Genomic DNA, 18,511 nt, shown 5'->3' with positions numbered 1-18,511 from the left:
GCCCACCACTTCAGAGGCGGAACCGGGTGCCGTGGCGTCGAGCCGCTGCCTCCGTCTCGCGGCTCTAGGGGATCGATGACTGAGTATGGCCGGGGCCGCGCCCCCGAACCGTGGCACCCCGAGGACCCCTTGTACGGGGACCAGGGGTGGAACGGGCATCCGGCCCAGCAGGGTCAGATGCCTTACGCCGGTGACCCGCAGGAGCAGTACGCGCAGGCGCCGCAGCACCAGGACCCCCAGTTCCAGGACCCGCAGCAGTACCAGCAGCACCCGGAGCAGTTCCAGCAGCAACAGCAGTACCAGCAGGAGGGCTACCTCCCGCACCAGCAGTACCAGCCGAACGACCAGCCGCAGCCGCAGCCGCAGCCGGCGTACGGGGGCCGGCCGTGGGACACCGGCCAGGACGAGTACGCCGGCGCGCCCGCGCCGGTGGACCCGTACGCGGGGGCGGACCCCTACGCCCAACAGACCGGCGGCGGCTTCCCCGGCGAGGCCCCCGACCTGTACGGCACCCCGGAGGCGTTCCCGCCGCCGGTGCCCCCGAGCCGGCGCCACCTGGAACCGGAGCCGGGGAGCCGGGACACCGACGTCCTCACCGACGACCCCGATGAGGAGTCGGCGCTCCCCGAGGGCGACGACGGCCGCACCGGCGGCGGTGGCCGCCGCGCGGGCCGTTCGAAGAAGGCCAAACCCAGACGCCGCGGCATGTCCTGTCTGGTCGCGGCCGTAGTGGCCACCGCCGTCCTCGGCGGTGGCGGGTACTACGGCTACACCTTCATCAAGGAGCGGTACGGCCCGGGCGAGGACTACGCGGGCCCCGGCCTCGAAGAGACGGTCGACGTCGAGATCCCCAAGGGCGCCACCCTCGGCCAGATGGGCAGCATCCTGCAGAAGGCCGGCGTCGTCGCGAGCGCCAAGGCGTTCGTCACCGCCGCGAACACCCCCAAGGGCAAGGGCATCCAGCCGGGCACCTACCCGCTGAAGAAGAAGATGTCCGCCGCCGCCGCCGTCGCGCTGATGACGGACCCCTCGAAGCTGAACGTCCTGACCGTCGCGGAGGGCTGGCGCAACGTCCAGATCTACGACGCCATCGACAAGAAGCTCGGCCTCCAGGAAGGCACCACGAAGAGCGTCGCCGGCAAGGAGTTCAAGAACCTCGGTCTGCCGGAATGGGCGAATTCCAACAAGGACATCAAGGACCCGCTGGAAGGGTTCCTCTACCCGGCGCGCTACGACCTCACCAAGGACACGAAGCCGGACGCGCTGCTCAAGCAGATGGTGGCGCGAGCGAACGACGAGTACACGAAGGCCGACGTCAAGGGCCAGGCCGCCAAGCTGGGTCTCAAGAGCCCGCTGGAACTGGTCACCGTCGCGAGCCTCGTCCAGGCCGAGGGCAAGTACCCGCACGACTTCGTCAAGATCGCCCGGGTCGTCTACAACCGCCTCAAGCCCGGCAACACGGAGACGTACGGTCTGCTGGACTTCGACTCCACGGTCAACTACATGAAGGGCCAGAGCACCCTGGATATCGGGTCCGTCAACGACCTGCGCAAGATCGACGACCCGTACAACACGTACAAGGTCCACGGGCTGCCGGCCGGTCCGATCGGCAACCCGGGCGCCGAGTCGCTCAGGGCCGCGATCAACCCCGAGCCGGGCCCCTGGTACTACTTCGTCTCCGTCAACGAGGAGAAGACCCTGTACGCGGTGACCAACGAGGAACAGAACCGCAACCGCGCGGAGTACGAGAAGGAGCGGCAGAAGACCGGGCAGTAGGCCCGCGTCCGCGGCCCCGCCCGCACCCCGCCCGCGCCGCCCCAGGACCCCGCGTCCGGGGGCGGCGCGGGCGGTCGTTCGCGCGGTACGGCGGCTGGGGTACTGTTTTGCGCGCCCGGGGCAGGCCCGGCCGGCCGCGCGGAAACGCGGGGCCCACGCGAGAGGGGCGACGCAATTGCAGCCGACAGTGCGGCGGGCCGCGGTGCTGGGTTCGCCCATCGAGCACTCCCTCTCACCGGTGCTGCACCGCGCCGCGTACCGGGAGCTCGGCCTCGCCGACTGGTCCTACGACCGGTTCGAGATCGACGAGGCTGCGCTGCCCGGCTTCATGGCCGACCTCGGGCCGGAGTGGGCCGGGCTGTCGCTGACCATGCCGCTCAAGCGGGCGGTCATCCCGCTGCTCGACGACGTCAGTGACACTGCGGCCTCCGTCGAGGCCGTCAACACCGTCGTCTGCACCGAGGACGGCCGCCGGCTCGGCGACAACACCGACATCCCCGGCATCGTGGCCGCGCTGCACGAACGCGGCGTCGAGAAGGTCCCGGCCGCCGCCATCCTCGGCGCCGGCGCCACCGCCTCCTCGGCGCTGGCCGCGCTCGCGCGGATCTGTACCGGCGAGGTCACCGCGTACGTCCGCTCCCGCGCCCGGGCCGACGAGATGCGGCAGTGGGGCGAGCGACTCGGCGTCGACGTCCGCACCGCCGACTGGTCGCGCGCGGCCGAGGCGCTGGCGGCGCCGCTGGTCGTCGCCACCACCCCGGCCGGCGCCACGGACGAGCTGGCCCCCGCCGTACCCACCGCCCCCGGCACCCTGTTCGACGTCCTGTACGACCCCTGGCCCACCGCGCTGGCCGCCGCCTGGTCCGGCCGCGGCGGCGCCCTGGTCGGCGGCCTCGACCTGCTCGTCCACCAGGCGGTGCTCCAGGTCGAGCAGATGACCGGCCGCACCCCGGGCCCCCTCGCCGCCATGCGCACTGCCGGCGAACGCGCCCTCGCCGCCCGCTGAGGGGGTTCGCGTGGACGTGATCGGGACCGGTCAGGTACTGGCATCCAAATGGGACGCGGCGTACGGCGTCGTGGTGTTCGCCAAGGTCATGCTCGGTACGCTTCCGGCCTGGGCGAAGTGGACCATTGGCTCCCTCTCGGCCGCCGCGGCCCTCTGGGAGGGTTTCCAGTGGTGGCGCCGGCGTGGGACGGCCGTCCGATAGCTGGACCGGAGCGCGGTGTACGGGTGCGGACGTGGGAGGATCGGGTACGGCGGGTCCGGGCCGCGCACCCAGATCGCGCCGTGGCTGTACCAGGCGCGAGCATGAGGAGCATCGTTGAGCAGGTTGCGTTGGCTGACCGCGGGAGAGTCGCACGGACCGGCCCTGGTGGCGACGCTGGAGGGCCTTCCCGCCGGCGTCCCCGTCACCACCGAGCTGGTGGCCGACCACCTGGCCAGGCGCCGACTCGGCTATGGCCGCGGTGCCCGGATGAAGTTCGAGCAGGACGAGATCACCTTCCTCGGCGGCGTCCGCCACGGGCTCTCCCTCGGATCCCCGATCGCGGTGATGGTGGGCAACACCGAGTGGCCCAAGTGGGAGACGGTCATGTCGGCCGACCCGGTGGACCCCTCCCTCCTCAAGGACACCGGCCGTAACGCGCCGCTGACCCGCCCGCGCCCCGGCCACGCCGACCTCGCCGGCATGCAGAAGTACGGCTTCGACGAGGCCCGCCCGATCCTGGAGCGCGCCAGCGCCCGGGAGACGGCGGCCCGCGTGGCCCTCGGCGCGATCGCCCGGTCCTTCATCAAGGAGACCGCCGGCATCGAGATCGTCTCCCACGTGGTCGAACTGGCCTCCGCCAAGGCCCCGTACGGGGTCTACCCCACCCCCGCCGACGTCGAGAAGCTCGACGCCGACCCGGTGCGCTGCCTCGACGCGGACGCCTCGAAGGCGATGGTGGCCGAGATCGACCAGGCCCACAAGGACGGCGACACCCTCGGCGGCGTCGTGGAGGTGCTCGCGTACGGGGTGCCCGTCGGCCTCGGCTCGCACGTGCACTGGGACCGCCGCCTCGACGCGCGCCTCGCGGCCGCGCTCATGGGCATCCAGGCCATCAAGGGCGTCGAGGTAGGCGACGGCTTCGAGCTGGCCCGCGTGCCCGGCTCGCAGGCCCACGACGAGATCGTCGGCACCCCCGAGGGACTCAAGCGCACCACCGGCCGCTCCGGCGGCACCGAGGGCGGCCTGACCACCGGCGAGCTGCTGCGCGTGCGCGCCGCCATGAAGCCCATCGCGACGGTGCCGCGCGCGCTCGCCACCGTCGACGTCGCCACCGGCGAGGCGACCGTCGCCCACCACCAGCGCTCCGACGTCTGCGCCGTCCCGGCCGCCGGCATCGTCGCCGAGGCCATGGTCGCGCTCGTGCTCGCGGACGCGGTCGTGGAGAAGTTCGGCGGCGACTCCGTCCCGGAGACCCGTCGCAACGTCCGTTCGTACCTCGACAACCTGCAGATCCGGTGACCGGCGGGCCCCTGATCGTCCTCGTCGGGCCCATGGGGTCCGGCAAGTCCACGGTGGGTGGACTCCTCGCCGAGCGGCTCGGCGTCCCCTACCGGGACACGGACGCCGACATCGTCGCGGCCCAGGGCCGCGAGATCGCCGACATCTTCGTCGACGAGGGCGAGCCGTACTTCCGTGAGCTGGAGCGGCGGGCGGTCGCGGCCGCCGTCGCCGAGCACGACGGAGTCCTCGCGCTCGGCGGCGGGGCGATCCTCGACGCCGGTACCCGAGAACTGCTCGCCGGCCTGCCCGTGGCGTACCTGTCGATGGACGTCGAGGAAGCGGTACGGCGCGTCGGCCTGGGCGCCGCGCGCCCGCTGCTCGCCGTCAACCCGCGCCGCCAGTGGCGCGAGCTGATGGACGCCCGCCGCCACCTGTACACCGAAGTCGCGCGTGTCGTGGTGACCACCGACGACCGCACCCCCGAAGAGGTCGCCCAGGCGGTCCTCGACGCTCTGGAGTTGAAGGACGTATGACAGACCAGGTGACGCGGATCAACGTCGGCGGCAGCGCGGGACACGCGCCGTACGACGTGCTGGTCGGCCGGCAACTGCTCGGCGAGCTCGGCGCGCTGATCGGTACGAAGGCCCGGCGCGTGGCCGTCATCCACCCCGAGGCGCTGGCCTCGACGGGTGAGGCGCTGCGGGACGACCTGGCGGCGCAGGGCTACGAGGCCGTCGCCATCCAGGTGCCGAACGCGGAGGAGGCCAAGACCGTAGAGGTCGCGGCGTACTGCTGGAAGGCGCTCGGGCAGTCCGGGTTCACCCGCACCGACGTGATCGTGGGCGTGGGCGGCGGTGCCACCACCGACCTCGCGGGCTTCGTCGCGGCGAGCTGGCTGCGCGGCGTGCGCTGGATCGCGGTGCCGACCACCGTGCTGGCCATGGTGGACGCGGCCGTCGGCGGCAAGACCGGCATCAACACCGCCGAGGGCAAGAACCTCGTCGGCGCCTTCCACCCGCCGGCCGGTGTGCTCTGCGACCTCGCGGCCCTGGACTCGCTGCCGGTCCACGACTACGTCAGCGGCCTCGCGGAGATCATCAAGGCCGGTTTCATCTCGGACCCGGTGATCCTCGACCTGATCGAGGCGGACCCCGAGGCGGCCCGCACGCCCGCCGGCCCGCACACCGCCGAGCTGATCCGCCGCTCCATCCAGGTCAAGGCCGACGTGGTCTCCAGCGACCTCAAGGAAGCCGGGCTGCGGGAGATCCTCAACTACGGCCACACGCTGGCGCACGCCATCGAGAAGAACGAGCGCTACAAGTGGCGCCACGGCGCCGCCGTCTCCGTCGGCATGGTGTTCGCCGCCGAACTCGGCCGGCTCGCGGGCCGGCTGGACGACGCGACCGCGGACCGGCACAAGGCGGTGCTCGCGTCCGTCGGGCTGCCGCTGACCTACCGGGGCGACCAGTGGCCCAAGCTGCTGGAGACGATGAAGCTCGACAAGAAGTCCCGCGGTGACCTGCTGCGCTTCATCGTGCTCGACGGACTGGCCAAGCCGACGGTGCTGGAGGGCCCGGACCCGGCGGTGCTGTTCGCCGCCTTCGGCGAGGTCGCCGCGTGAGCCGGCGCGTCCTGGTCCTGAACGGCCCGAACCTGGGCCGGCTCGGCTCGCGCGAGCCCGACGTGTACGGGGCCACCTCGTACGCCGGGCTGGTGGAGAGCTGCCGGACGGTGGGCGCGGAACTCGGCTTCGACGTCGAGGTCCGCGAGACCAACGACGAGGGCGAGCTGGTGCGCTGGCTGCACGAGGCGGCCGACGGCAAGGTCCCGGTCGTGATCAACCCGGGTGCCTTCACGCACTACTCGTACGCCATGCGGGACGCGGCCGCGCAGCGCACCGCCCCGCTGATCGAGGTGCACATCTCCAACCCGTACGCCCGCGAGGAGTTCCGGCACACGTCGGTCATCGCCTCGGTGGCCACGGGGACGGTGGCGGGCTTCGGCCTGGGCTCGTACCGGCTGGCGCTGCGGGCGCTGGCGGACGAGGTCGACGCCTGATCCTCCCGGCCGCCCGGCGCGCTTTCGGCGCGCGGGGGTGGCCGGGAGGCCGTCCGCGGTCAGATAACGTTCTCGCATCAGTGCCGGAACGAGACGGAGTGGCAGCGGATGCAGCAAGGAGTGGGGGGCGGCGGCTGGGGGCAGTCGGGACAGCATCCGCAGGCGCCCCCGCAGCCGCCCATACCCCCGGCGCAGGGCTGGCCCGGAACCGGGCAGCCGCCGGCCGCCCGGCTCCCGGCGCCGGAGCCCGGCGGATACGTTCCGCCGCCGCCCGCGCAGGCGCCCGGGCAGGACGCCACCGGGCACATCCCGCTGCCACCCGCCGTCGCCCCCGGGACCGGCGCGGCCACCCTCGCGGTGCTGTTGATCGGCCCGGCCGGCGCGGGCAAGACGACCGTCGCCCGGCACTGGGCCGCCACCCGGCCGGTGCCGACCGCCCACGTCAGCCTCGACGACGTCCGGGAATGGGTCTGCTCGGGCTTCGCGGACCCCCAGGCGGGCTGGAACGACCACTCCGAGGCCCAGTACCGCCTCGCCCGCCGCACCTGCGGCTTCGCCGCCCGCAACTTCCTGGCGAACGGCATCTCCTGCATCCTGGACGACGCCGTCTTCCCGGACCGGCCCGTGGTGGGGCTCGGCGGCTGGAAGCGGCACGTGGGCCCCGCCCTGCTGCCGGTCGTCCTGCTGCCCGGCCTGGAGGTCGTCCTGGAGCGCAACGCGGCCCGGTCCGGGAACCGCAGGCTCTCCGACGAGGAGGTCGCCCGGATCCACGGGCGGATGGCCGGCTGGTACGGGTCGGGCCTGCCGATCATCGACAACTCCCAGCTGGACGTGGAGGGCACGGCGCGCGCGCTGGACGAGACCCTGGCCCGCGTCATCGGTCCGCCCGCCCACTGACGGCCCGGTGCGTGCCCACGGCCACCGGACGGTCCACGGCCCCCGGACGGCGGCTCTCGCCAGGCCGGATCGGCGGTGCGCTCGTACGCTCGAATACATGTCAGACGTGTACGCGGCCCGTCGGGCCCTGCTTCGCGACCGCTGCGCCGCCGCGGGCAACGCCGCCGCGCTGATCACGCGTCCGGCGAACGTCCGCTACCTCACCGGCGCCTCCCCGCCGGGAGCCGTCCTGCTGGTCGGTCCGACCGAGGACGCGCTGTTCTGCGGCGGTGCGCCGACCGGCGAGAACGACGAGGGCCGCCTCGACGAGCGGCTGCGCGTCACGGTCCTCGGCGTCCCCGGAGGGGACCCCGCGGTGGCCGCCGCCGACCTGGCCGCCTCCGTACGGGCCGACTCCCTCGCCGTCGAGGAGCACCACCTCACCGTCGGCCGCCACCGGGCCCTGCACTCCGTCGCGCCGAAGCTGCGCCTGGTGGACCTCGGGCTCGCCGTCGAACAGCTGCGTCTCGTCAAGGACGAGGAGGAGATCGCCTGCCTGCGGATCGCCGCCGAGATCGCCGACCAGGCCCTCGGCGAGCTCTTGGAGTCGATCCTCGTCGGCCGCACCGAACGCCACCTCGCACTGGAGCTGGAACGGCGCCTGGTCGACCACGGGGCGGACGGCCCCGCCTTCCCCACCTCCGTCGGCACGGGCCCCCACTCCGGCCGTTCCCGCCACCGGCCCTCCGACCGCCGGGTCGAGGAGGGCGACTTCCTCTCGGTGTGCCTGGGCGCGAACTACCGGGGTTACCGCTGCGAGATCGGCCGTACGTTCGTGATCGGCACCACCCCGGCCGCCTGGCAGATCGAGCTGTACGACCTCGTCTTCGCCGCCCAGCGGGCCGGCCGGGAGGCCCTCGTGCCGGGCGCCGCCTACCGCGACGTCGACCACGCGGCGCGCTCCGTGGTGGACTCCGGGGGCCACGGCGAGGCGCTGGCCGCGTCCACCGGACACGGTGTGGGCCTCGAAATCGACGAGGACCCGCAGCTTGCACCTACGGCCATGGGTAAACTGGACGCTTGCGTGCCGGTCACCGTCGAACCGGGGGTTCACCTCCCGGGCCGGGGAGGTGTCCGGATCGATGACACGCTCGTCGTACGCCCCGAGGCGGACGGCGGTCCAGAGCTACTCACCATTACGACCAAGGAACTGCTCGCGCTGTAGCCCGCTCGACCGGGCTGTGCGCGCACCCGTGGTCTTCCAGTGCAGGAGATTCCGCAACCGTGGCTTCCACGAACGACCTCAAGAACGGCATGGTGCTGAAGCTCGACGGGGGCCAGCTCTGGTCCGTCGTCGAGTTCCAGCACGTCAAGCCCGGCAAGGGCCCGGCCTTCGTGCGTACCAAGCTCAAGCACGTGCTCTCCGGCAAGGTCGTCGACAAGACCTTCAACGCCGGCACCAAGGTCGAGACGGCCACCATCGACCGCCGTGACATGCAGTTCTCGTACATGGACGGCGAGTACTTCGTCTTCATGGACATGGAGACCTACGACCAGCTGATGGTCGACCGCAAGGTCGTCGGCGACGCCGCCAACTTCCTCATCGAGGGCTTCACCGCCTCCGTGGCCCGCCACGAGGGCGAGGTGCTCTACGTCGAGCTCCCGGCCGCCGTCGAGCTGGTCATCCAGCACACGGACCCGGGCGTCCAGGGCGACCGCTCCACCGGTGGCACCAAGCCGGCGACGCTGGAGACGGGTCACGAGATCCAGGTCCCGCTCTTCGTCAGCACCGGTGAGAAGATCAAGGTCGACACCCGCACCAGCGACTACCTCGGCCGGGTGAACAGCTAACCGTGGCTGCCCGGAGCAACGCGCGAAAGCGCGCTTTCCAGATCCTCTTCGAGGCCGATCAGCGCGGCGTGCCCGTGCGCGAGGTCCTCGCGGACTGGATCCGCCACGCGCGGTCGGACGACCGGCAGCCGCCGGTCAACGCCTTCACGATGGATCTTGTCGAGGGGTACGCCGACAAGGTGAACCGCATCGACGACCTGATCGTCACCTACGCCGTGGACTGGGACCTCGACCGCATGCCGGTCGTGGACCGGAACATCGTGCGACTCGGCGCGTACGAGCTGATCTGGGTGGACGACACCCCGGACGCCGTGGCGATCGACGAGGCCGTCCAGCTGGCCAAGGAGTTCTCCACGGACGAGTCGCCCTCGTTCGTGAATGGGCTCTTGGGCCGGTTCAAGGACCTCAAGCCGAGTCTGCGCCGCGAGTAGTTCGCGGCGGACCGGTCGAAACGGAGGGCCCGCGACGCTTCACGGCGTCGCGGGCCCTCCGTTCGTGCGCGGGCGTACACCGGCGCACCACGCACGACGGCGGGTGCCGGACCCCTGGGGGTCCGGCACCCGCCGGTAACGTTTCTGCTGGGCCTGGGCCCGGTGGGACGCGTACGTCCGGGTGGGGCTAGATGTCCTCGTGGGCCACGGCGCGCCGGGCGTCCGCGTCGAGCACGCCCCAGCTGATGAGCTGCTCGGTCAGGACCGAGGGGGACTGGTCGTAGATGACCGCGAGGGTGCGCAGGTCGTCCTGGCGGATCGAGAGCACCTTGCCGTTGTAGTCGCCGCGCTGGCTCTGGATCGTCGCGGCGTAACGCTGGAGCGGGCCGGCCTTCTCGGCGGGCACGCCCGCCAGCCGCTCCAGGTCCAGGCGCAGCTTCGGCGGCGGCTCGGCCGCTCCGCCCGGGGTGGTGCCCGGCAGGAGTTCCTGCACCGGCACGCCGTAGAAGTCCGCCAGCTCGGCGAGGCGCTGGACGGTCACGGCGCGGTCCCCGCGCTCGTACGAACCGACCACCACGGCCTTCCACCGGCCCTGGGACTTCTCCTCGACACCGTGGAGGGAGAGGCCCTGCTGGGTGCGGATGGCGCGGAGCTTGGCCCCGAGCTGTTTGGCGTATTCGCTGGACATAACGCTCCCGGACGCTGTGACGCTGTGACGACATGGACGGCATGACCACGAGCGGCTCCGCCGCGCGGCTGGTAACTCACTGTGAGGTTACGCAGCGTTACTTGGATGCGTCAAGCCGAATGCTCTTCAACCCCCACTTACGAGGGGTCCCGGCCGGTGCCCGGTGGACGGATCCGGGCCGGCTCCCTGCTACGGTGGAACGCGAACATCAGACGTCCTTTAAGGTCCGTCCCGTGAGGCGGAGAAGGAGGTCCTTCCCATGGACACCCAGCAGAGCTCCGATGTCATGCGTCCGGTGCTGGACACCCAGGACATCGCGCGGGTACTGACCCGCATCGCCCACGAGATCGTCGAACGCGCCAAGGGCGCCGACGACGTGGTGCTCCTCGGCATCCCCACCCGCGGCGTCCACCTCGCCCGCCGGCTGGCCGCCAAGCTCGAAGAGATCACCGGTACGAAGATCCCGGTCGGTTCCCTCGACATCACCATGTACCGCGACGACCTGCGGCTGAAGCCGGCCCGCGCGATCGGCCGCACCGAGATCCCCGGCGACGACATCGAGGGCCGCCTGGTCATCCTCGTCGACGACGTGCTCTTCTCCGGCCGCACCATCCGCGCGGCCCTGGACGCCCTCGGCGACCTCGGCCGCCCCCGCGCCGTCCAGCTCGCGGTCCTCGTCGACAGAGGCCACCGCGAACTGCCGATCCGCGCCGACTACGTCGGCAAGAACCTCCCGACGTCGCTGCGGGAGACCGTCAAGGTCCAGCTCCAGGAGGAGGACGGCCGCGACGCCGTACTGCTCGGCCAGCGGACCGACCGGGCAGCCGGGCAGCAGTAGCCCCCCCGGTCGGGTCCCGCCACGGGTGCCCGGCCGCAGCCTGCCCTGCCCACGACACCCGCCAGAGCGCCCGCCCGCCTGCCGCCCGCCCCGCCGCCTGCCCTCCCGACCCACGGAGCACCCAGATGAAGCGCCACCTCATCTCGGCCGCCGATCTCACCCGCGACGACGCCGTCCTCATCCTCGACACCGCCGAGGAGATGGCCCGCGTCGCGGACCGGCCGATCAAGAAGCTGCCCACCCTGCGCGGCCTCACGGTCGTGAACCTCTTCTTCGAGGACTCGACCCGCACCCGGATCTCCTTCGAGGCGGCCGCCAAGCGGCTCTCCGCCGACGTCATCAACTTCTCCGCCAAGGGCTCCTCGGTTTCCAAGGGCGAATCCCTCAAGGACACCGCCCTGACCCTGGAGGCGATGGGCGCCGACGCCGTCGTCATCCGCCACCACGCCTCCGGCGCCCCCTACCGCCTCGCCACCTCCGGCTGGATCGACTCCGCCGTCGTCAACGCCGGCGACGGCACCCACGAGCACCCCACCCAGGCCCTGCTCGACGCCTTCACCATGCGCCGCCGCCTCGTCGGACGCGACGCGGGCCTCGGCAAGGACCTGAACGGCCGCCGGATCACGATCGTCGGCGACGTCCTGCACAGCCGGGTCGCCCGCTCCAACGTCCAGCTGCTGCACACGCTGGGCGCGCACGTCACCGTCGTCGCCCCGCCCACGCTGGTCCCGATCGGTGTCGAGAGCTGGCCGTGCGAGGTCTCGTACAACCTGGACGAGGTGCTGCCGAAGTCGGACGCGGTGATGATGCTGCGTGTGCAGCGCGAACGCATGAACGCCGCCTTCTTCCCGACCGAGCGCGAATACTCGCGTCGGTACGGGCTCGACGGCGACCGCATGGCCAAGATGCCCGAGCACGCCATCGTGATGCACCCCGGCCCGATGAACCGCGGCATGGAGATCACCGCCGAGGTCGCCGACTCCGACCGCTGCACGGCCGTCGAGCAGGTCGCCAACGGCGTCTCCACCCGGATGGCCGTCCTGTACCTGCTGCTCGGCGGCTCCGAGCCCGCCGTCACCACCACCCCCGCCGCGCGCACCGAGGAGAGCAAGTAACCATGAGCAAGATCCTTATCCGCGGGGCGAAGGTACTCGGTGGCGAGGCGCAGGACGTCCTGATCGACGGCGAGACCATCGCCGAGGTCGGGCAGGACCTGTCCGCCGAGGGCGCCCGGGTCATCGAGGCCGCCGGCCAGGTGCTCCTGCCGGGCCTGGTCGACCTGCACACCCACCTGCGCGAACCCGGCCGGGAGGACTCCGAGACCGTCCTGACCGGCACCCGCGCCGCCGCCTCCGGCGGTTACACCGCAGTCTTCGCCATGGCGAACACCTTCCCGGTCGCCGACACCGCCGGTGTCGTCGAGCAGGTCTGGCGCCTGGGCAAGGAATCCGGCTACTGCGACGTCCAGCCCATCGGCGCCGTCACCGTCGGCCTGGAGGGCAAGCAGCTCGCCGAGCTGGGCGCCATGCACGACTCCGCCGCGCACGTCACCGTCTTCTCCGACGACGGCAAGTGCGTGGACGACGCCGTGATCATGCGGCGCGCCCTGGAGTACGTGAAGGCGTTCGGCGGCGTCGTCGCCCAGCACGCCCAGGAGCCCCGCCTCACCGAAGGCGCCCAGATGAACGAGGGCGTCGTCTCCGCCGAGCTGGGGCTGGGCGGCTGGCCGGCCGTCGCCGAGGAGTCGATCATCGCCCGTGACGTGCTCCTCGCCGAACACGTCGGCTCCCGCGTCCACATCTGCCACCTGTCCACCGCCGGCTCCGTGGAGATCGTCCGCTGGGCGAAGGCCCGCGGCATCGACGTCACCGCCGAGGTCACCCCGCACCACCTGCTCCTCACCGACGAGCTGGTGCGCTCGTACAACGCGGTCTACAAGGTCAACCCGCCGCTGCGCACCGAGCGCGACGTCACGGCCCTGCGCGAGGCCCTGGCCGACGGCACGATCGACATCGTCGCCACCGACCACGCCCCGCACCCGCACGAGGACAAGGACTGCGAGTGGGCCGCCGCCGCCATGGGCATGGTCGGCCTGGAGACCGCGCTGTCCGTCGTCCAGCAGACGATGGTGGAGACCGGGCTGCTCGACTGGGCGGGCGTGGCCGAGCGCATGTCCTTCGCCCCGGCGCGCATCGGCGGCCTGGAGAACCACGGCCGGCCCGTCTCGGCAGGTGAACCCGCGAACCTGACCTTGGTCGATACCTCGTACCGTGGTGTCGTGGACCCCGCACACTTCGCCTCCCGCAGCCGCAACACGCCTTACGAGGGCCGTGAGCTGCCGGGGCGCGTCACTCACACCTTCCTGCGGGGCCGGGCAACGGTCGTGGACGGGACGCTGGCGTGACACCTGCAGTAATCCGACTGGCCGCCGAGGCCGCCGAACGACAGTCGGCGGAGGTGACGGACTGGGGCGCGCGCATCGCGTGGGTGATCGGTCTGCTCGTCTTCGTGGCGTTCGTCTACTGGCTGATGCGGCAAGGCTGGAAATGGCGCGGCACCCTGCAGAGCGATCTGCCGGAGCTGCCCGCCGCCCCGAGCGGTCTGCCCGCCCACCGGCTGGCGTTGACCGGCCGGTACCACGGGTCCACCACCGCCGGGCAGTGGCTCGACCGGATCGTCGCCCACGGTCTGGGAGTGCGCAGCCGGGTCGAGCTCACGCTCACCGACGCGGGCCTCGACGTGGTCCGTCCGGGGGCCACCGACTTCTTCGTACCGGCCGCGCGGCTGCGCGGCGCCCGCCTCGACAAGGGAATCGCGGGCAAGGTACTCACCGAGGGCGGTCTGCTCGTCGTCACCTGGGCGCACGGCGACAAGCTGATCGACTCCGGATTCCGCTCCGACCGGGCGGCCGAACACGCCGCCTGGGTCGAAGCCATCAACCTCATGAACCCAACCATCACGACGGAAGGCGCCGAACGATGACGACCTCCACCAGGGGAGCAGCAAAAACTCCCGCCGTACTCGTCCTGGAGGACGGTCGGATCTTCCGGGGCCGTGCCTACGGCGCCGTGGGGGAGACCTTCGGCGAGGCCGTGTTCTCCACCGGCATGACCGGCTACCAGGAGACCCTCACCGACCCGTCGTACCACCGGCAGGTCGTCGTGATGACCGCCCCGCACGTGGGCAACACCGGCGTCAACGACGAGGACCCCGAGTCCTCCCGCATCTGGGTCTCCGGCTACGTCGTGCGCGACCCCGCCCGCGTCCCGTCCAACTGGCGCTCCCGGCGCTCGCTGGACGAGGAACTCGTCGCACAGGGCGTCGTCGGCATCAGCGGCGTGGACACCCGCGCCCTGACCCGTCACCTGCGCGAGCGCGGCGCCATGCGCGTCGGCATCTTCTCCGGCGAGGCGGTGATGGACGACGCCGTACTGCTGGCGAAGGTCCAGGACGCCCCGCAGATGAAGGGCGCGAACCTCTCCGCCGAGGTCGCCACGAAGGACGCCTACGTGGTCCCCGCCATCGGTGAGAAGAAGTTCACCGTGGCCGCCATCGACCTCGGCATCAAGGGCATGACCCCGCACCGGATGGCCGAGCGCGGCATCGAGGTGCACGTGCTGCCCGCCACCGCCACCGTCGAGGACGTGTACGCGGTCGAGCCCGACGGCGTGTTCTTCTCCAACGGCCCCGGCGACCCGGCCACCGCCGACCACGCGGTCTCCGTCATGCAGGGCGTCCTCGCCCGCAAGACGCCGCTGTTCGGCATCTGCTTCGGCAACCAGATCCTCGGCCGCGCCCTGGGCTTCGGCACCTACAAGCTGAAGTACGGCCACCGCGGCATCAACCAGCCGGTGCAGGACCGCACCACCGGCAAGGTCGAGGTCACCGCGCACAACCACGGCTTCGCCGTCGACGCGCCCCTCGACAAGGTGTCCGAGACCCCCTTCGGCCGCGCCGAGGTCTCCCACGTCTGCCTCAACGACAACGTGGTGGAGGGACTGCGGCTGCTCGACCAGCCGGCCTTCTCCGTCCAGTACCACCCCGAGGCGGCGGCCGGCCCGCACGACGCCGCGTACCTCTTCGACCGCTTCACGTCTTTGATGAACACCGTCCCGATGGAGGCCGAGCGTGCCTAAGCGCACCGATATCCAGTCCGTCCTGGTCATCGGCTCCGGCCCGATCGTCATCGGCCAGGCCGCCGAGTTCGACTACTCCGGCACCCAGGCGTGCCGCGTCCTCAAGGCCGAGGGCCTGCGGGTCATCCTGGTGAACTCCAACCCGGCGACGATCATGACCGACCCGGAGATCGCCGACGCCACGTACGTCGAGCCGATCACCCCCGAGTTCGTCGAGAAGATCATCGCCAAGGAGCGCCCCGACGCGCTGCTCCCCACCCTCGGCGGCCAGACCGCGCTGAACACCGCCATCTCCATGCACGAGCAGGGGGTACTGGAGAAGTACGGCGTCGAGCTGATCGGCGCCAACGTCGAGGCCATCAACAAGGGCGAGGACCGCGACCTCTTCAAGGGCGTCGTCGAGGCCGTCAAGGCCAAGATCGGTTACGGCGAGTCCGCCCGCTCGGTCATCTGCCACTCGATGGACGACGTCATCAAGGGCGTCGAGACGCTCGGCGGCTACCCCGTCGTCGTCCGCCCCTCCTTCACCATGGGCGGCGCCGGCTCCGGCTTCGCCCACGACGAGGAGGAGCTGCGCCGCATCGCCGGCCAGGGCCTGACGCTCTCCCCGACCACCGAGGTGCTCCTGGAGGAGTCCATCCTCGGCTGGAAGGAGTACGAGCTGGAGCTGATGCGCGACACCAAGGACAACGTGGTCGTCGTCTGCTCCATCGAGAACTTCGACCCGATGGGCGTCCACACCGGCGACTCGATCACCGTCGCCCCGGCGATGACGCTGACCGACCGCGAGTACCAGCGGCTGCGCGACATCGGCATCGCGATCATCCGCGAGGTCGGCGTCGACACCGGCGGCTGCAACATCCAGTTCGCGATCGACCCGGTCGACGGCCGGGTCATCGTCATCGAGATGAACCCGCGCGTCTCGCGCTCCTCGGCCCTCGCCTCCAAGGCCACCGGCTTCCCGATCGCCAAGATCGCCGCCAAGCTGGCCATCGGCTACACGCTCGACGAGGTCCCCAACGACATCACCGAGAAGACGCCGGCCTCCTTCGAGCCGTCCCTCGACTACGTCGTCGTCAAGGCCCCGCGCTTCGCCTTCGAGAAGTTCCCCGCCGCCGACGCCACCCTCACCACCACCATGAAGTCGGTGGGCGAGGCCATGGCCATCGGCCGCAACTTCACCGAGGCGCTCCAGAAGGCCCTGCGCTCGCTGGAGAAGAAGGGCTCGCAGTTCACCTTCGTCGGCGAGCCCGGCGACAAGGACGAGCTCCTCGCCACCGCCGTCCGCCCGACCGACGGCCGCATCAACACCGTCATGCAGGCCATCCGGGCCGGAGCCACCCAGGAGGAGGTCTTCGAGTCCACGAGGATCGACCCCTGGTTCGTCGACCAGCTCTTCCTCATCAAGGAGGTCGCCGACGACCTGGCCGCCGCCGAGAAGCTCCACCCCGAGCTGCTCGCCGACGCCAAGCGGCACGGCTTCTCCGACGCCCAGATCGCCGAGATCCGCGGCCTGCGCGAGGACGTCGTCCGCGAGGTGCGCCACGCCCTCGGCGTCCGCCCGGTCTACAAGACGGTCGACACCTGCGCCGCCGAGTTCGCCGCGAAGACCCCGTACTTCTACTCCTCCTACGACGAGGAGACCGAGGTCGCGCCCCGCACCAAGCCCGCGGTCATCATCCTGGGCTCCGGTCCGAACCGCATCGGTCAGGGCATCGAGTTCGACTACTCCTGCGTCCACGCCTCGTTCGCGCTCAGCGACGCCGGTTACGAGACCGTGATGGTCAACTGCAACCCGGAGACCGTCTCCACGGACTACGACACCTCCGACCGCCTGTACTTCGAGCCGCTGACGCTCGAAGACGTGCTGGAGATCGTCCACGCCGAATCGCTCGCCGGCCCGATCGCCGGCGTCGTCGTCCAGCTCGGCGGCCAGACCCCGCTCGGTCTCGCCCAGGCGCTCAAGGACAACGGCGTCCCCGTCGTCGGCACCTCCCCGGAGGCCATCCACGCCGCCGAGGACCGCGGCGCCTTCGGCCGGGTCCTCGCCGAGGCCGGTCTGCCCGCGCCCAAGCACGGCACCGCCACCACCTTCTCGGGCGCCAAGGCCATCGCCGACGAGATCGGCTACCCGGTCCTGGTCCGCCCGTCGTACGTGCTCGGCGGCCGCGGCATGGAGATCGTCTACGACGAGGCCCGGCTGGAGTCGTACATCGCCGAGTCCACCGAGATCTCCCCGACCCGCCCCGTGCTGGTCGACCGCTTCCTCGACGACGCCATCGAGATCGACGTCGACGCCCTCTACGACGGCACCGAGCTGTACCTCGGCGGCGTCATGGAGCACATCGAGGAAGCCGGCATCCACTCCGGCGACTCGGCCTGCGCCCTGCCCCCGATCACCCTCGGCGGCTACGACATCAAGCGCCTGCGCGCATCCACCGAGGCCATCGCCAAGGGCGTCGGCGTCCGCGGCCTGATCAACATCCAGTTCGCGATGGCGGGTGACATCCTCTACGTCCTGGAGGCCAACCCCCGCGCGTCCCGCACGGTCCCCTTCACCTCGAAGGCCACCGCGGTCCCGCTCGCGAAGGCCGCCGCCCGCATCTCGCTCGGCTCGACCATCGCCGAGCTGCGCGCCGAGGGCATGCTCCCGAAGAACGGCGACGGCGGCACCCTGCCGCTGGACGCGCCGATCTCCGTCAAGGAGGCCGTGATGCCGTGGTCGCGCTTCCGCGACATCCACGGTCGCGGCGTCGACACGGTCCTCGGCCCGGAGATGCGCTCCACCGGCGAGGTCATGGGCATCGACACCGTCTTCGGCACCGCCTACGCCAAGTCGCAGGCCGGCGCCTACGGCCCGCTGCCCACCAAGGGCCGGGCGTTCATCTCCGTCGCCAACCGCGACAAGCGCTCGATGATCTTCCCGGCGCGCGAGCTGGTCGCCCACGGCTTCGAGCTGATGGCGACCTCCGGCACCGCGGAGGTGCTGCGCCGCAACGGCATCAACGCCACCATCGTGCGCAAGCTCAGCGAGGGCGAGGGCCCGGACGGCGAGAAGACCGTCGTCCAGCTGATCCACGACGGCCAGGTCGACCTGATCGTCAACACCCCGTACGGCACGGGTGGCCGCCTGGACGGCTACGAGATCCGTACCGCGGCCGTGGCGCGCGGCGTCCCGTGCCTCACGACGGTCCAGGCGCTCGCCGCCGCCGTCCAGGGCATCGACGCGCTCAACCGCGGCGACGTGGGCGTCCGCTCCCTCCAGGAGCACGCCGAGCACCTGATCGCGGCCCGAGACCAGTAGCCGTACGAGGAGGGGGACACCGGATTCGCGACAGCGACGGGTGTCCCCCTCTTCATGAGCGCAG

The 18,511-nt window shown here is 71.5% G+C and carries 18 protein-coding genes; 17 read left to right on the top strand and 1 reads right to left on the bottom strand.

Annotation, left to right across the window (positions count from 1 at the left end; all coding sequences use genetic code 11):
- Nucleotides 1-75: 75 nt before the first annotated feature.
- The 11 genes from mltG (at nucleotide 76) to nusB (ending at nucleotide 9,481) form a co-directional block, all read left to right on the top strand.
- Nucleotides 76-1,776 carry an endolytic transglycosylase MltG gene (gene mltG, locus ACFVXJ_RS08200; RefSeq protein WP_389660492.1) on the top strand — a complete coding sequence of 567 codons (1,701 nt, stop codon included), beginning with the start codon at nucleotides 76-78 and terminating at the stop codon, nucleotides 1,774-1,776.
- A 175-nt stretch (nucleotides 1,777-1,951) separates the two neighbouring features.
- Nucleotides 1,952-2,782: a shikimate dehydrogenase gene (locus ACFVXJ_RS08195; protein WP_389660490.1), complete on the top strand. Its 831-nt coding sequence runs from the start codon at nucleotides 1,952-1,954 to the stop codon at nucleotides 2,780-2,782.
- 10 nt (nucleotides 2,783-2,792) lie between these two features.
- Nucleotides 2,793-2,984 (top strand): hypothetical protein, encoded by a 192-nt coding sequence (locus ACFVXJ_RS08190; RefSeq protein WP_389660488.1) that lies wholly within the window; start codon nucleotides 2,793-2,795, stop codon nucleotides 2,982-2,984.
- 114 nt (nucleotides 2,985-3,098) lie between these two features.
- Entirely contained in the window at nucleotides 3,099-4,283 is a 1,185-nt protein-coding gene (aroC, locus tag ACFVXJ_RS08185; protein ID WP_389660486.1) for a chorismate synthase, read from the top strand.
- Nucleotides 4,280-4,798, top strand: coding sequence for a shikimate kinase (locus tag ACFVXJ_RS08180; RefSeq protein WP_389660484.1), 519 nt, complete (start codon nucleotides 4,280-4,282; stop codon nucleotides 4,796-4,798). Before aroC ends, ACFVXJ_RS08180 begins: the two co-directional genes overlap by 4 nt.
- A complete protein-coding gene (gene aroB, locus ACFVXJ_RS08175; protein ID WP_389660482.1) occupies nucleotides 4,795-5,886 on the top strand; it encodes a 3-dehydroquinate synthase in 1,092 nt (363 codons plus the stop codon). The genes ACFVXJ_RS08180 and aroB overlap by 4 nt, the downstream gene beginning before the upstream one ends.
- Nucleotides 5,883-6,323: a type II 3-dehydroquinate dehydratase gene (gene aroQ, locus ACFVXJ_RS08170; protein WP_389660480.1), complete on the top strand. Its 441-nt coding sequence runs from the start codon at nucleotides 5,883-5,885 to the stop codon at nucleotides 6,321-6,323. The genes aroB and aroQ overlap by 4 nt, the downstream gene beginning before the upstream one ends.
- 108 nt (nucleotides 6,324-6,431) lie before the next feature.
- Nucleotides 6,432-7,220: an AAA family ATPase gene (locus tag ACFVXJ_RS08165; protein WP_389660478.1), complete on the top strand. Its 789-nt coding sequence runs from the start codon at nucleotides 6,432-6,434 to the stop codon at nucleotides 7,218-7,220.
- A gap of 97 nt (nucleotides 7,221-7,317) precedes the next feature.
- A complete protein-coding gene (locus ACFVXJ_RS08160) occupies nucleotides 7,318-8,424 on the top strand; it encodes an aminopeptidase P family protein (protein ID WP_389660476.1) in 1,107 nt (368 codons plus the stop codon).
- 59 nt (nucleotides 8,425-8,483) lie between these two features.
- A complete protein-coding gene (gene efp, locus ACFVXJ_RS08155; protein WP_351375249.1) occupies nucleotides 8,484-9,050 on the top strand; it encodes an elongation factor P in 567 nt (188 codons plus the stop codon).
- A gap of 2 nt (nucleotides 9,051-9,052) precedes the next feature.
- Nucleotides 9,053-9,481 (top strand): transcription antitermination factor NusB, encoded by a 429-nt coding sequence (gene nusB / locus ACFVXJ_RS08150; protein ID WP_389660473.1) that lies wholly within the window; start codon nucleotides 9,053-9,055, stop codon nucleotides 9,479-9,481.
- 187 nt (nucleotides 9,482-9,668) lie between these two features.
- Here nusB and bldD read toward each other — a convergent pair whose 3' ends face one another.
- Complete coding sequence (gene bldD / locus ACFVXJ_RS08145; RefSeq protein WP_007263032.1) at nucleotides 9,669-10,169, bottom strand: transcriptional regulator BldD; 501 nt, start codon at nucleotides 10,167-10,169, stop codon at nucleotides 9,669-9,671.
- A gap of 259 nt (nucleotides 10,170-10,428) precedes the next feature.
- Here bldD and pyrR point away from each other — a divergent pair, with 259 nt between their 5' ends.
- From pyrR to carB, 6 genes are all read left to right on the top strand, one after another.
- A complete protein-coding gene (gene pyrR, locus ACFVXJ_RS08140) occupies nucleotides 10,429-11,007 on the top strand; it encodes a bifunctional pyr operon transcriptional regulator/uracil phosphoribosyltransferase PyrR (protein ID WP_389660471.1) in 579 nt (192 codons plus the stop codon).
- 125 nt (nucleotides 11,008-11,132) lie between these two features.
- A complete protein-coding gene (locus ACFVXJ_RS08135; protein ID WP_361315826.1) occupies nucleotides 11,133-12,122 on the top strand; it encodes an aspartate carbamoyltransferase catalytic subunit in 990 nt (329 codons plus the stop codon).
- A 2-nt stretch (nucleotides 12,123-12,124) separates the two neighbouring features.
- Nucleotides 12,125-13,411 (top strand): dihydroorotase, encoded by a 1,287-nt coding sequence (locus ACFVXJ_RS08130; protein ID WP_389660469.1) that lies wholly within the window; start codon nucleotides 12,125-12,127, stop codon nucleotides 13,409-13,411.
- Entirely contained in the window at nucleotides 13,408-13,989 is a 582-nt protein-coding gene (locus ACFVXJ_RS08125) for a hypothetical protein (protein ID WP_389660467.1), read from the top strand. The genes ACFVXJ_RS08130 and ACFVXJ_RS08125 overlap by 4 nt, the downstream gene beginning before the upstream one ends.
- Entirely contained in the window at nucleotides 13,986-15,143 is a 1,158-nt protein-coding gene (gene carA, locus ACFVXJ_RS08120; protein WP_389660465.1) for a glutamine-hydrolyzing carbamoyl-phosphate synthase small subunit, read from the top strand. Before ACFVXJ_RS08125 ends, carA begins: the two co-directional genes overlap by 4 nt.
- Complete coding sequence (carB, locus tag ACFVXJ_RS08115) at nucleotides 15,136-18,447, top strand: carbamoyl-phosphate synthase large subunit (RefSeq protein ID WP_389660463.1); 3,312 nt, start codon at nucleotides 15,136-15,138, stop codon at nucleotides 18,445-18,447. The genes carA and carB overlap by 8 nt, the downstream gene beginning before the upstream one ends.
- Nucleotides 18,448-18,511: the final 64 nt, after the last annotated feature.

Origin of the sequence: Streptomyces sp. NPDC058279 (genome assembly GCF_042881255.1) — a bacterium.
GTDB lineage: Bacteria > Actinomycetota > Actinomycetes > Streptomycetales > Streptomycetaceae > Streptomyces.
Note: the sequence above shows the minus strand (reverse complement) of the source record. Positions and strands in the feature narration are given on the sequence as shown.